The following is a 14,012-nucleotide window of genomic DNA, read 5'->3' as shown; positions in this document are numbered from 1 at the left end:
CTCATGCTGTTTAGGTGTTCATTCTTATGTCAGAGCCTGCCTATAGCGCCTGAGCTTCTCGCATTCTGTCAATACGGGCGCCACGACAACCTGCTGTGCCGCGTTTTCGCACTGTTGGATCATGCGCGTTCGCAAGGAACGCCGGTAAGCACGGGCACTCACATTCACCAGTGCCCTACCCAATACGGCACCCAGGATCCCTAAAAGCACCCCCAAGATAAGTAAAAGTGTGGGTACAGGTACGGGGGATCCTTCGGGTACGGGCGCAGGCGGCAGAGGTATCTGCAGGTAGCTTGCAAATGCCATTGCAGTCAGCCAGGCTACGCCTCCCAAAAGACTGAGAAATGCAATCCATTGCACCGCGTTAAGTAGCTTCCACCAGAAACGTGACTGGGTAGTGTTGTAGTCTACACGCGCGATCGCCCTCTCAAAGGCCTCCGGAAAATCCTGTTCTCGGGTCAAGGCGGCGTTCTGGATACGTTGCTTCCAGGGAGCTTCAATATTTTGGGCTACAGACTCACCATAACCGCGCGCTGCCTGAGCTAATGCTGCCTGCTGAGCTGCAGTAAGCGGCGGTAACGAACTAGCCGTTAGATGCATCGGAGATTTCTGTGGTGCAGATTCACTCGCGCTATGAGTACCCGCAGTATCGTCTCCAAGATGCAGACGCTTAAGCGGGTCGGCACGGAACTTAGCAACCCACCGCGTAGCTATCCATCCTGTGTTGGCAACGGCACGACGACGATACGAGGCTTCTGCAGCATCAAGAACTTCAACAGCCCCGCAGGCTTGAAAGCAGCCTTCCGTCAGCTCATCAACGGCGTAGTCAGGCTCATGAAGAGGTGCTTCACCACCCTGATAGTCTGCAAGATCACGGCGAATCGCATATAGCTGCGCCTCAGTACGCTCATACGCCGCATTTTTCTCAGCCGCCACACGTCCTAACAACGACCGCAGGGCAGAAACGCCTTCGCCGGTATGCGCCGAGAGTGCAAATGGGGCTGTAATGAGCAGCGGCGTAATACCGTCCGCTTCTAAAAGCTCCGTGAGCGCATCAAGTACTTGTGGAACCTCATGGGAATCTAGGGTATCTGCTTGGTTCAGAACGCATACCATGCGATGCCCACGAGTGGAGAGAGGAGCCAGAAAATCATGGTGCACCGCCGCATCCGCGTACTTTTGGGGGTCGAGGACCCACACCAACACATCCACATAGGAGAGCATGCGCTCTACCTGCTCCCGGTGGTGATGGGCTACCGAGTCAAGGTCGGGCAGATCCAGCAGGATCAGCCCGCCAGATCGTGTGCGGGTCTGCCCACGCCCAACCGCCGTTTTGAGCTTATTCCACATACCAGGAACGGGCTCTACGATTTCGTGGGGTGCTGCAAAATCTGCCGCCGAATTTTGTGTTTGGGTACGAATCTGGCGTATCGATTCGTTCTCCTCGGGATAGACCCTATGTTCGATCTTAAGCCAGTCCAGAAGCTCTTCGCTTCCGTCCCGTCCCCAAATCGCCGCCTGAATTTCTGAGGTAGTCGGTCGTGTAACGGCGGTACGTGCCAGGGGCATCCCAGCAATGGTATTGAAAAGGGTGGATTTTCCACTTCCGGTGGCCCCGAAAAAACCAATTACAGTGTGTTCTGCCGAAAGCTGCCGACGTTCCATGACACGGCTCAGCGTTGCGGATGCGTTCTCCTGCACGGTATCAGGAATAACGTCAAGACCCAGGCCGAGCGCATCGTGAAGGCGAAGCGCACGTTCTTCAAAAGACCCGCGCGGCGTAGCGGATGCTAAAGATGAGTTCATCGTGTGTGCTCCTGGCGAGAGTTCTTAACAGGTAATGGCTGTGTTGTATCGTCATGCATGTGCTGAACAAGCCCCGAGTTCTGAAGCGAGTCTTCACGTCGAGCCAAGGGATCATGATCTAGTTCTTGACCTAATTCATGAAGCTGTTCGGCAGCGACACGAATTTCGTCCGGCTGTATGCGCGGTTCACGGGAAGAAAGCACCTGCCGGTAATCTTCGGATTGCCGTTTGAGCAGGGTTTCTAGGCGTGCCACTAGATCACTGCGAGCGCGAGTCGCCATGCGGCGCACAGCATCCTCACCGAAGACCGATTCAAGAAGCTTAGATCCAACGACCCCAGATCCTCCCGCAATACCAATTTCGATGCCGGTGAGTCCGCCAGTCGCCGAAAAAGCCACCATCATGAGCAGCACCGCCGTCGCGTTAACACCGAGGGAGAGCACGCGCGCTCGCTGGCGTTTGCTGCTGCCTTCAGCACGGATCATATCAAGTACAGAACTTTGCCAGGCTCGTATTTCTGCGGCGATAGTCTCATCAAGCTCCGCACGAGCCTGGGTGCTGTGCGGAGGGTACGGGCTCTCGTCAATCTCCTGTAAGAGTACGCGCCCTGCTCGTTCCGCTCCCCAGCTTCGACGGATAGTTTCATGCGCACGTTGAGCGGCATCAAGAACAACGGCGTGCAGACCCGTTTCGAGAGCTTGCTCAACCCGCGTGGTCGCTGCCGGTTTACCGGTCAACATTCCGGCAAACCTGTCCCGCAGCCGTCCGATGCGGTTCTCCAAAGAGCGGAAGAAGTCGCCCGTCCCCACAAAATCGTGCCACCGGGCCAAAACCTCGCCACGAAGCAATGAGCCGTCAGTGAGAGAATCTTCCACACGGGCGAGCGCATCCTCATAGGCTAAGGTCACCGCAGTTTCTAATCCGGTGTATGTTTCCACCTGACGGGTTTGTGCATCAGCAAGTTCTTGTAGAGAGTTACCGGCCCCGGTGATAGCGCCCGCCAGGGTGCGACGCGCGATCGCTGCACGGGCTGGCGCATCCGCACCAAGCTGCTCAAGCCAGGATGTTAGAGGCGCTACCGCTTCTGCGGGCAGCATCCCCTGTTCGTCCCGCGGATGTTCATGGATACTATGCAGAATAACCGGTGTTATACCGGCTTCGGTGAGCATCCGCATAAGGTCGGACTCGATCTCACCCGCAGCCCCTTCGGGAACTCGGTTGAGAACGACTGCTACAGCAATATTGCGCTGGGCAGCGCGATGCAGCAAATCCCAGGGTACGGCATCCGCATAACGGTTAGCAGTTGTGACGAAGAGCCACAGGTCGGCGGCAGATAAGAGCTCGTTGGCAAGCCTGCGGTTCTCGTCGGAGACCGAATCAATATCGGGGGCATCGATCAGGGCGATGCCGCGCGGCAGAGCGCTAGTTTGCACGCTGATAAGCGTATCTTGCAGATGATGTTCGGCACCTGGCAACTCCTGAACGTCACTCTGGTGTGGTGAAGTTTCAGAGATAGTTGGCATCTCCTGCCGTTCTAGGGTAGGCAGAAAACGTTCGGGGGTCAGGTATTCGGAGTCTTCAGCACGATAAAGCAAGATTGGCTGCCGAGTGGTGGGGCGAAGCGCACTGGAACGGGATACGGGGGTTCCCATCAAGGTATTCACCAAAGTCGATTTACCGGCACCCGTAGAACCACCAACTACCACGGTAAGGGGTGCTTCCAAGGCGTTAAGCCGCGGCAGGATGTAATCGTCGTACTGTTTACTCAGAGAACGCACTTGTTCCCTCGCCCGGGTAACATCGGCGGTATCGAGGGGTAGGGTGAGCTCATCTAGGAGTTTGCGTGCAAGGTATACACGCTCATCGTTTGTGTGTTGCACGTGCGCTATTGTTTCACACTTTATTGCATGCTTGCTGAGGAAACTTAGAGTGTTTCCTGTGAGTTTAAGTTGCTTACCTCACGAATTTTAGGTGCCGTAAACAGAGTCGAAGCGCTGTATTTTGCGTAACTCTAGCCTAATATCACGGTTTAGGTCGCTGTACGTTTGTGCTTTCACCCACCACGCCCTAGTCTGGTTTTACACACTAAACCCGGGTTTCAGATTTTCTGGAAATAACGATATTTTGGGAGTTGCTATGCGCCCTTCACGTCGCCAGTTCTTCATCTTTACTGGCAGCACCGTTGCCGCCGCGCCATTATTAGTTTCATGTGCCTCTAGCGATTCCTCTGATTCTGCCGCTGGTTTAGCAACCGCTGAGGGAGCATCCCCCTCAGAGACAGGCGCGCACTATGGGAATCTTTCGGGAGAGCTACTCTGGCAACGTTACGATTCCGCCACCCCGGTCACTCCCAGTATGAACCCCGAAACCGGGGAAAAGGTCGTTCCGGTTCCCCAGGCAGACCCGGCAACTGCCGATCACAAGGCTCAGAACGTTCCCATCCCCCAAGAAGACGACCTGATGTTCAAAGAGGATTTTCAGGGGCTGCGAAACACCTTCGCCTATTATGTGGCGTGTATTAACTATGCACGCATGACTGGAGATCTCACCCCTGCTCTCAAAGTGGTACACAGCGAAAACACCGTCGATCTTGAGCGACTTAAGACCTGGGAAACTCTGTACGCCAAGCCTAATAATAGTTGGATCGTTGGAGGTACCTGGAAGATCTCCGTCTCGGAGAAACCGACAGAGCATAACGGCAAATTCTCGTGGGAATGCACCGCTACCCAGGAAAACGGAACGCTCATCAATAAAACGACAAACGTAACGAAACCGCTTTCGCAGGATGAAATACGCGATTTTACGGCTCTCTACGCGCAATGGGTGAAGGACAGGTGGCTCATCATCTCCCCACAGCAGTTCGACCCAGCGGCAAAGCCCACACGAGCCTATACACCCGCTCCACAACCGACTTCTACCTATACCCCAAAGGTGAGTACCATACCCGCCGATTACTAAACCCCTAATCCTTTATTTCTCAACGTGAAAGGTTCCGCGTGATAACTTCACTTCCCTATTCCCGACGCTGTGTATTACGTACCGTTGGGGCAGGGTTATTCGGCACTGCAGCCACCACTTTGATAGTCGCATGCTCTCGAAACCAGCAAACTCATGCTACGAGTGACCCTTCGGTAAGTCAGTATGTACGCAGCGATTTTAGCGGTGAGGTGGCTTTCGAGAGCTTCAACACCTCGGCAGGGTCTTATGTACCCGCAAACGCAGAACATCCGGCGCAAAACGTTCCGGTCCCCATCAAAACAGAGAATATGGGCAAAAACTCCATTGCAGGTTTTTACGATACCATCGGTTACCTCAATGCGGCGCTCAATTATCTCTTGGCTACCGGTGACACCAATCCTCTGGAAGTCATCACGATCAACCCCGAGTTCACCAAAGCTCTCCTGCTTTTCACTGACGAGACTGGTGAGAGTCAGGCTGCCAAAAGCTGGTATGTTTCTCCTCAAGCCACGCTCTCCCTCACCTCACGCATGCCAACAGCCGTGAACGATTATCGAAAAGATTGGCGATACACCCTCGATATCAGTTTGGGAGAACAGCAGGTCGTCAACTCTCAGGCCAGTGCAATACCTGCCGAGCAGCAGAAATTCCACTATGCGGGTACTATCCAAGGCACCTTCGAGAAAGAAGCCTGGTCCCTCACACTCACAGTTCGTGACCAGCAGTCCACGGCAGGCGCGAGTCCGTCCTAGAACTAAGAAGGCTCAGCGGCACCTCCGCATGAGAATATAGAGACATAATATTTTCTTCTCCAACCGCATCCGGGTGAAGGTACCTATGCGCTTTAACCCTCATAATCATCGAAAGGCTTCCATGTCACAGCACTTAACTCGCAGGCAAGCTGTTACAACTGTTTTATCAGGTGCCGGACTCACTATGCTCGCCGCTTGTTCCTCGAACAGCTCCACCAACACGTCAAATGGCAATAACGCTAACGGCTCTGCGCCAAGCCCAAAATCCTCAAACCCACACGGATATAGCAACGACGGAAATAACTACTCCGGGCGTATTACATTTGATAATTTTGAGCCGGGAAATACCTACGAACCAGGTAATGCCGAGCATCCCCCACAAAACGCCCCTATGCCTAAGCTGCCGGATAACGCCAACGAAAATAGCGTGACAGGCTTCCACGCGACCGTCGCTTACTATGCTGCGGCTAGGGATTACCTGGTGAAAACCGGCAGCCTCGACGCCGTGAAAAAGGTCAAACTTGCGGGTAACGACGCCGAAGAAAATGAGGCGCTCGCTAAAACTATCGCTCAAGGGATCGAGCAGAAAACCTGGTATGTAGATCCATCTGCCTGGTACGAGCTCAAGGAGTCACAGCCCGCCATTATGAGCGATGGGAATCTACTCTTCAAGAGCGTCTACACATTCGACTACGGTGCTGAAAGCGTGACGAACGGCGAGATAAAACCGGTTAAGGAAGAAGAGCGAGTCTATACCCAAGACTGTGATTTCCGTGGGCGTTACAATCCCACCACGAAATCCTGGGAACTCAATCTATCCTATGGCACGAAGAGCTCGGGAAATGCGGCAGCAAGTCCTGCTGCATCGGCAACGGGTGGAGCCTCAGATCCTGCGGCAACCGAAGAACAAGCAGCTAATCCCAAGAAATAATAGCTGTTCGTTACCCTTGCCCAGCCTTCGGGGTTCTGTTGATGCAGGAACCCGGAGGCTGGGTATTTTGAATTCCTGCTCTTCACCTTGCGTTCTTCAAAGTCAAACTAAGGGTTTTATGTCTCGACATATACCCTCTAGATATGTATTTTCCCTCACATGTCGGAGAGCCCTGTATATACGGTATTATCTGCGCAGCAGTGTTACTTTCCCTGTGAACTATTGGGGTTCCTGCACAGCAACGTATAACTATTTCGCGGGTCCCCTATATCTATCTTGCCAGGGCGTCTTCTATGTAGAGCTACACTTGAGAAGCTAGTGCTATTTCAACGTTGAAGGGGCATTTTATGTCTTTCACTTTTTCGCGCCGAATCCTCCTGCGCATCACCGCCCTCGGTACTGTTGGACTGGGCGGAATCACCGTACTCTCTGCGTGTGGCAATACGTCGCAAAACAGCGCCGAAAGATCGAGCTATAAGGGCGAGGCTAAGCTTGATAGCTACGATACATCTGCCGGAACTTATGAATTAGCGTCACGCGAGCATCCGGCACGGAACGTACCCAAACCTGTCAAGCCTAATAATATGAATGACAACTCAGTAGCGGGCCTTTACTCGACTATCGCGTTCTTTGCGGCTGCACTGCAATACCGGCTTATTACGGGCGATGCCCAGTACCTCAAAGAGGTCAAGCTAGAACATACTGTAGATTCCATCGAAGAGATCACCAATGGTTCTACCTGGCTCTCCAATCCCACGGTTACGATTGAGCTCACTACCGATCAACCGGAGCAAAAGGACAACGAATACTTTTGGCCTGCAAAGCTCACACTCACCAAGGGCGACTGGGCGGTCGCTCAACACAGAGCAATCAACGTTCCAGAAAATGAGCAAAAAGTTACAAGTGAAGGAAAAATCAAGGCAAAATACACCGATGGCGCATGGGCTATTCGGGACATTGCTGACTAGTCTTCACCGGATTCTCTAGAGAAAAATACGGGACTTCTAAGTCTGCGCTGGGCATGGCAATAAGCCTTTGCCCGGGCGTTTTAAGTGCGTATGAGACCCATACCCTCTCCATGCCAGGTATTACCTTATACGGTAACGTTACTCACCTTTGGTTAGGGTTAGGTCACATTCCTCGGTACAATCAAGTATCTCGTTTTGTTTTACGTTTAGACTTATACGGGATTAATGCATTCACACGAAAGGTATAACGATGTCTTCGGCTCTGAATCGTCGTGCAGCATTGGGGATTCTCAGTATGGGAAGTGTCGCGTTCTTAGCGGCGTGCGGCAGCGATAAGAAAGAAGAATCTAATTCTTCAGCCTCCGCAAGCACTTCTCAGACGAAGAGCTCCAGCGCTTCCTCTTCAGCTTCTGCTACCCCCTCAGCTTCCGAATCACCTACCCCCACCCCGACTCCTACGGAACTCGTCAACGACGGTAAAGACTACTCCGGAGTCGCTAAGTTAGAGCAGTACGAAACCCCCGGAGAGTACCAGCCCGCTACGGCGGAATCTCCCGCGCAGAACGTACCCACCCCCGTTATTCCCGAAGCAATGCACCAGAACACCGTTGCGGGCTTTGCCTCTGCGCTTGCATATTTTGGTGCTGCTGTCGATTACCTCCTGCAGACCGGCGATATGAAATATGTTCGGGAAGTCAGCACCGATGCTGATACCCTAAATGCACTCCAGAAATACGCCGATCGTACAGCAAAGGGTATTGAAGAAAAGACATGGTACGAAAAGCCTTCGGCCACAATGGTTATTAGCAGCAAGCAGCCTACTATCGCGCAGGGTGCCTATAACTGGACCGTCGATTTCACCATTGATTTGGGCGAGAAACTCTTCAATAAGGGTAAAGAGCAAGATACCCCTTCTGATAAACGCTACGTACGTATGCAGGGCGAGGCTGTAGGCCGCTACATCAATAACGTGTGGGATCTACACATGGATATCGACTAATAGGTATCGTTCCGCAGCACAACACCGTATGCTCACAAACGTTGAGTATACGGTGTTTTTATATCTTCTCGATTATTTTTCAAATCTCTTTTCTGTACCGCATACCAAGATACGTGCGGCAGAAAAATATTTATGTGAGGCTCCCCCTACCCACCAAAGCAGCAGTCTTCGTACCGAAAAGACACCAATTAACAAGAGTCCAGCAGACGACACAACGCGGGTATCAGAATGTGTGCGACGACTCTCTCGACTCTTGTGCTTAACTCTAGTTCTACGAGCAGCTGGCAGTCAGTCACCTGCTCGTCAAAATGCTGTCTTTTCACGCTTGTATAAATGCGACTCAAACAAAAGCGTTTAGAGTGCGTGTTAACTTTGTGTGAAATACATTAAAAGCTTGTACCAAATAATAAAGTTTAGGTAAGCTAAAACCATCACCAACCCATCCCATGAGAGAGGACTACTTCATCATGCCTACTTCCGGGGTATTTTCCCGCCGTAACACGCTCAGATTTACCACTTTAGGAATACTGAGTCTCGCGGTTATTCCAATGCTCACCGCATGCGGCAAAGATTACCAAGGCGAAGTCAAACTTGATTCCTATGACGAATCTGCAGGTTCTTATGAGCCCGCAACAAAGGAGCATCCAGCGCAGAATGTTCCAAAACCCAAGAAGCCTCAAGACATCAACGATGATTCAACCGGCGGGCTATACTCAACCCTCGCTTTTGCCGCCGCTGCCATGCAATATGCACTGCGTACTGGAGATACGAGCTATCTTCAAGAGGTCAATATTCCTGAGAGAACCAAAGTATTCTTTATGTCTAACTCCCCTTTCCTCGGGGGTACTACGTGGACCGATAACCCCGTTGTAACCATCGCCCTCAAAGCTGGTTCTCCCACCAAAGATGGTGATACATATACCTGGCCGGGTCATTTCAAAGTCGATTTTGGCGCATGGACTGTTAAAGACGGTACGGCAACCGACACTCAAAACAACAGATTAAATCTAGATCAAGATATCGATATCAAAGCAAAGTACCAGAATAACGCTTGGACTATTCTTTCACTCGACCATTAGTACCGCTTAGAACCTCGAGAAGGAACGCCGTGCCGTATAATTTTCCAATGGGAAATATATACGGCACGCGGACTATTAAGGGTGAAAAATTATTGCCTGCTACACCGCCGCCAGCGTTTTTATTCCCAACTCAGTAGCATATTACGAACTGTGACGGGTAAACTTACACCGCTACCCGCAGCGTAGTAAAGTTTCTCACGTACCCAAGGTTCCCCGGAAAATCAATCGGATTTTTCACCACACACTAAAGGATTAAATACTGTGGCAGAGATCGTAAACAGCATTGTTGATGCTATTGGTCAGACTCCCCTTGTTCGACTCAACCGCCTCGATGCTGGTTTGCCCGGCAACGTAGCCGTCAAGCTCGAATTCTACAACCCCGCAGGCTCTGTGAAAGACCGCATCGGCCGCGCCATCATTGATGCCGCTGAAGAAGCCGGAGCTCTCAAGCCCGGCGGTACCATTGTCGAAGGGACTTCTGGAAACACCGGTATTGCCCTTGCAATGGTTGGTGCAGCACGTGGATACAACGTTATTTTGACAATGCCCGAGACCATGTCGGCTGAACGTCGAGTACTGCTTCGCGCTTACGGTGCGAAAATTGTTCTCACTCCCGGCACCGACGGCATGCGCGGCGCTGTTGAGAAGGCACAGGAAATCGTTGCCACCACGGACAACGCAATTCTCGCATCGCAGTTCTCCAATGAGGCAAACCCTGCTATTCACTACAAGACCACCGGCCCTGAAATTTGGGATGCGACTGACGGCAAGATTGATATTTTCGTATCGGGTATCGGTACCGGCGGTACTATCTCCGGTGCTGGCAAGTACTTGAAGGAGAAGAACCCCAACCTGCAGATTGTTGCCGTTGAACCTCAGGATTCACCGCTCCTGTCTGAAGGCCGCGTTGGTCCGCATAAGATTCAAGGCTTGGGCGCTAACTTCGTGCCGGATACTCTCGACCGCGAAATCTACGATTCGGTCATCGCAGTATCTGGTGAGGAAGCAATCCGCACTTCCCGCGCACTAGCAACCCAGGAGGGTATCCTGGGTGGTATTTCTTCCGGCGCAGCCGTCTATGCAGCATTGGAAGAAGCTAAGAAATCCGAAAATAAGGATAAGCTGATCGTTGCAGTTGTTCCCGACTTCGGTGAACGCTATATCTCTACGGTACTCTACGAAGATATCCGCGGCTAACCTTCCTCAAGAAACAACGCCCCACGCTTCCGTTCGCTTACGGTGCTGTGGGGCGTTTCCTCTGCTCAGAGAAGAATAGGGAATATCAGCATTCTTTTCTAGTTGTACGCAATAAAGGGTCAACATCAATATTGTGCGGCGCAGGCGCGCCTAATATGAAAACCGGCTTCGATGTTGGTACCTTGGGGAAGTATCTACTGTAACAGAAAGAAGATTATGGGATTTTTTGCCCGTCTGCGCGAAGACATTGAAAATGTTCGAGAGCATGATCCAGCGGCGCGTGGGGCTGGCGAAATCATGCTTAACTATTCGGGCATGCATGCGATATGGGCTCACCGGCTTACACACAAACTTTGGCAAAAGGACGGCACGAAATCTCTAGCTCGTACCCTCTCGCAGCTCACCCGTTTTTTGACCGGTGTCGAGATCCATCCAGGGGCCGTCATTGGGCGGCGTTTTTTTATCGATCATGGCATGGGTATCGTTATTGGTGAGACCACCGAAATAGGTGATGATGTGATGCTCTATCATGGCGTTACTCTCGGCGGTCGCTCGCTTGAAAAGATTAAGCGCCACCCCACAATCGAAGACAGAGTAACAATCGGTGCTGGTGCTAAGGTGCTGGGTCCAGTAGTCATTGGGGCAGATAGCGCTATCGGAGCAAATGCCGTGGTGGTAAACGATCATCCGCGTGATTCCATAATTACGGGTATCCCTGCGAAACATCGTCTGCGTACACCCGAGAAGAAGAAGCCTCTGGTCGATGCTGTGGAATATATCGACCCAGCAATGTGGATCTAATCTTGAGTGGTGCTCTCTATGAGGTTTGTGGTGTTTTATCTATGACGGCATCTCGCTGCAAACCTCAATAGTGCAACTACTACGATATAAGGTTTCTGTACCCTGAATAAGGTCATTAAACCCACCGATAATCCGGTGTTACCCGTGTGAACCACCCACGACTCCAGGTCTTCTTTGGGCAGACGGAGCATCATTGCTCGCAGCGTGTTCTCAAGATTCTCAGCCTTGTCGGTCACTGGATCGCGCGCATACGGACAAAACACAGACAAAAAGGGGTGTGGCTGCTTTCTCACGAAACGGCCACACCCCTTTTATTGACGCTGTTCTTAAGATCCAGGTTCTAGTGAACGTGGATATCTGCAGCGTTTACTTCTGAACGGTCACCGCTCCACATAGTGTGAAATGCGCCTTCTGCGTCCACACGTCCATAGGTGTGCGCTCCAAAGAAGTCACGCTGCCCCTGAATAAGGGCTGCAGGCAGACGGTCGCGGCGCAGTCCGTCATAGTAAGAAAGCGCCGAGGAGAAGACCGGAACCGGCACACCCAACGCGGTAGCCTTTGCAACCACACGGCGCCAAGAAGGAACAAGCTCTTCCATCAGATTCTTGAAGGCGGGTGCGAGAAGCATATTGGCCGGTACCTCACCCGCGTAAGCCGCCATAATATCGCCCAGAAGCTCCGCGCGAATAATGCATCCAGCACGCCAAAGCGATGCGATAGTGTCAAGGTGCAGTTCCCAGCCGTATTCCTGCCCGGCACGAGCGATCATATCCATACCCTGTGCATACGCCACCAGTTTTGAGGCAAAGAGCGCACGGCGCACGTCTTCGACAAATTCGGGATCGCCTGCACCGACTCCGGTGGTCGCGATGAGACCAGCAGGAAGTTCCTGCTGAGCCTGTGCACGCGCCTTAACATCTGAAGAAGACAGGGCACGAGCGAAGACAGATTCAGCGATAGCGGATACTGGAGCTCCCAAGTCAAGAGCAGCCTGAACGGTCCAACGACCGGTACCCTTCTGACCGGCCTGGTCAAGAATAACGTCTACCAACGGTTTACCGGTCTTCGCATCAACCTGTGCCAAGACTTCCGAGGTAATCTCAATCAGATATGAGCTGAGGTCGGTCTCATTCCATTTCTTGAAGATTTCAGCCTGCTCGGCGGGTTCAATACCTGCAACAGAACGTAGAATATCGTAGGCTTCGCCAATAACCTGCATATCGGCGTACTCAATTCCGTTATGCACCATTTTGACGAAATGTCCTGCGCCATCGGTAGAGATCCAGGCGCAACAGGGAGAACCATCCTGCGGCGCTTTTGCTGAAATTTTCTCTAACATAGGACCTACATGCTTGTAGGATTCAGCCGAACCGCCCGGCATAATCGAGGGTCCCCAGAGGGCACCTTCTTCGCCACCAGAAACGCCGACGCCCACAAAGTGCATACCTTTTTCTGCAAGAGATCGTTCACGGCGAATAGTATCGGGGAAATGAGAGTTACCGCCGTCAATAATAATGTCCCCCTCATCAAGAAGAGGAGTTAACTGCTCAATAACAGCGTCTACGGGGGCACCCGCCTTTACCATAATCAGGATGCGGCGAGGAGATTCGAGCGAGTCCACCAAACCTTGAAGCGACTCGGTACGGATGAAGTCACCGTCTGCGCCGTGCTCAGAGAGCAAGGCATCGGTCTTCTCAACAGAACGGTTATGCAGTGCTACGGTGTACCCGTTACGTGCTAGGTTACGTGCTAGGTTAGCGCCCATGACGGCAAGCCCGGTAACACCAATCTGTGCCTTCTTGTTTTCAGTCATGTATACAAGAATACGCTGTTTTACGTTTTATCCGCGTGTATCCAAGGAATTAAGCGTTTGGATTAGACAGGAATAACATTCGGCAGTCTTTGAATAATTATTGTGAGCATTCCACGATATACCCATGATGCGCGGAGAGAATGGATATAAAGGAAAATCCCGTACCGCCTGTTACGGTACGGGATTTATATGTGGGTCCTACCGGGATCGAACCGATGACATCCACGGTGTAAACGTGGCGCTCTACCAGCTGAGCTAAAGACCCAATTTTCGCTATAAAAACCTTTGTTTTCCTGCGAACAAGGTAATACTATACGGGGTTTCTCATGTACTCGCAACTGAGATGTGCATGTTATATGTCACATCAGAATTAGATAGTGGTCACTACGCCCTCAAAGTCTTCACCCCATGACTATACCCCTCATAAAACCACATAAACACAAATAACAACATGCCTCAAGGTGTCAAATTTTAAGGGGGAAAGCCCCTATATCGGGAAATTTGCACATTTTAGGCAAAAATTCTTACCGCGGAATATCGCACCAACCTGCCCACTTTCATTCATAACCCAGAGCCTCCAACGAAAAAACCTCAAAAACAGTCATCAGAGATCAAAATAAGGTCTAAGATAGTAGAGAAAGAAGTATGCTCCTAGAACACTGTGCGCATGCTTACCAAAGGGTGCCTCGCACCAGCGCCACAAGCGC

Annotated in this window: 11 protein-coding genes and 1 tRNA gene; 8 read left to right on the top strand and 4 right to left on the bottom strand. The window is 51.8% G+C overall.

The features are described from left to right. Positions 1-24: 24 nt before the first annotated feature. Positions 25-1,806, bottom strand: a complete 1,782-nt coding sequence (locus tag HMPREF3016_RS08685; protein ID WP_070448507.1) for a dynamin family protein — start codon at positions 1,804-1,806, stop codon at positions 25-27. After that, positions 1,803-3,686 (bottom strand): dynamin family protein, encoded by a 1,884-nt coding sequence (locus HMPREF3016_RS08680; protein WP_070741685.1) that lies wholly within the window; start codon positions 3,684-3,686, stop codon positions 1,803-1,805. Before HMPREF3016_RS08680 ends, HMPREF3016_RS08685 begins: the two co-directional genes overlap by 4 nt. Before the next feature lie 256 nt (positions 3,687-3,942). Between HMPREF3016_RS08680 and HMPREF3016_RS08675 the strand changes: the two genes are divergently transcribed. The 8 genes from HMPREF3016_RS08675 to epsC all read left to right on the top strand — a co-directional run bounded on the left by HMPREF3016_RS08675 (position 3,943) and on the right by epsC (position 11,492). After that, positions 3,943-4,764, top strand: a complete 822-nt coding sequence (locus HMPREF3016_RS08675) for a DUF6318 family protein (RefSeq protein ID WP_246828526.1) — start codon at positions 3,943-3,945, stop codon at positions 4,762-4,764. 38 nt (positions 4,765-4,802) lie between these two features. Further along, entirely contained in the window at positions 4,803-5,516 is a 714-nt protein-coding gene (locus HMPREF3016_RS08670) for a DUF6318 family protein (protein WP_004004908.1), read from the top strand. A 121-nt stretch (positions 5,517-5,637) separates the two neighbouring features. After that, complete coding sequence (locus HMPREF3016_RS08665; RefSeq protein ID WP_141744369.1) at positions 5,638-6,447, top strand: DUF6318 family protein; 810 nt, start codon at positions 5,638-5,640, stop codon at positions 6,445-6,447. Positions 6,448-6,794: 347 nt separating this feature from the next. Next, a complete protein-coding gene (locus tag HMPREF3016_RS08660) occupies positions 6,795-7,415 on the top strand; it encodes a DUF6318 family protein (protein ID WP_048751518.1) in 621 nt (206 codons plus the stop codon). Between the two features lie 250 nt (positions 7,416-7,665). Beyond that, positions 7,666-8,415, top strand: coding sequence for a DUF6318 family protein (locus HMPREF3016_RS08655; protein WP_004004911.1), 750 nt, complete (start codon positions 7,666-7,668; stop codon positions 8,413-8,415). A 467-nt stretch (positions 8,416-8,882) separates the two neighbouring features. Beyond that, positions 8,883-9,494, top strand: a complete 612-nt coding sequence (locus HMPREF3016_RS08650) for a DUF6318 family protein (protein WP_238789008.1) — start codon at positions 8,883-8,885, stop codon at positions 9,492-9,494. Between the two features lie 261 nt (positions 9,495-9,755). Beyond that, positions 9,756-10,691, top strand: coding sequence for a cysteine synthase A (cysK, locus tag HMPREF3016_RS08645; protein WP_004004913.1), 936 nt, complete (start codon positions 9,756-9,758; stop codon positions 10,689-10,691). A 216-nt stretch (positions 10,692-10,907) separates the two neighbouring features. Then, positions 10,908-11,492: a serine O-acetyltransferase EpsC gene (gene epsC, locus HMPREF3016_RS08640; protein WP_041321815.1), complete on the top strand. Its 585-nt coding sequence runs from the start codon at positions 10,908-10,910 to the stop codon at positions 11,490-11,492. A gap of 340 nt (positions 11,493-11,832) precedes the next feature. On the opposite strand, the gene gndA is transcribed toward epsC, so the two are convergent. Together gndA and HMPREF3016_RS08630 are read right to left on the bottom strand one after the other, a co-directional pair. Continuing rightward, the gene (gene gndA / locus HMPREF3016_RS08635; protein ID WP_004004915.1) at positions 11,833-13,305 is read right to left on the bottom strand and encodes an NADP-dependent phosphogluconate dehydrogenase; all 1,473 of its coding nucleotides are present in this window, start codon (positions 13,303-13,305) and stop codon (positions 11,833-11,835) included. Positions 13,306-13,497: 192 nt separating this feature from the next. Next, positions 13,498-13,570, bottom strand: a tRNA-Val gene (locus HMPREF3016_RS08630). Between the last annotated feature and the right edge of the window lie 442 nt (positions 13,571-14,012).

It is taken from the genome of Rothia sp. HMSC065D02 (genome assembly GCF_001815285.1).
In the GTDB taxonomy this organism is placed as follows: Bacteria; Actinomycetota; Actinomycetes; order Actinomycetales; family Micrococcaceae; genus Rothia; species Rothia dentocariosa.
This window is presented reverse-complemented; position numbering and strand designations above follow the sequence as displayed.

Excerpts from the sequence above, each read along its gene's own strand:
- HMPREF3016_RS08685 (WP_070448507.1), bottom strand. The coding sequence starts at position 1,806 with ATGAACTCATCTTTAGCATCCGCTACGCCGCGCGGGTCTTTTGAAGAA.
- HMPREF3016_RS08675 (WP_246828526.1), top strand. The coding sequence starts at position 3,943 with ATGCGCCCTTCACGTCGCCAGTTCTTCATCTTTACTGGCAGCACCGTT.
- HMPREF3016_RS08665 (WP_141744369.1), top strand. The coding sequence starts at position 5,638 with ATGTCACAGCACTTAACTCGCAGGCAAGCTGTTACAACTGTTTTATCA.
- HMPREF3016_RS08660 (WP_048751518.1), top strand. The coding sequence starts at position 6,795 with ATGTCTTTCACTTTTTCGCGCCGAATCCTCCTGCGCATCACCGCCCTC.
- HMPREF3016_RS08655 (WP_004004911.1), top strand. The coding sequence starts at position 7,666 with ATGTCTTCGGCTCTGAATCGTCGTGCAGCATTGGGGATTCTCAGTATG.
- HMPREF3016_RS08650 (WP_238789008.1), top strand. The coding sequence starts at position 8,883 with ATGCCTACTTCCGGGGTATTTTCCCGCCGTAACACGCTCAGATTTACC.
- epsC (WP_041321815.1), top strand. The coding sequence starts at position 10,908 with ATGGGATTTTTTGCCCGTCTGCGCGAAGACATTGAAAATGTTCGAGAG.
- gndA (WP_004004915.1), bottom strand. The coding sequence starts at position 13,305 with ATGACTGAAAACAAGAAGGCACAGATTGGTGTTACCGGGCTTGCCGTC.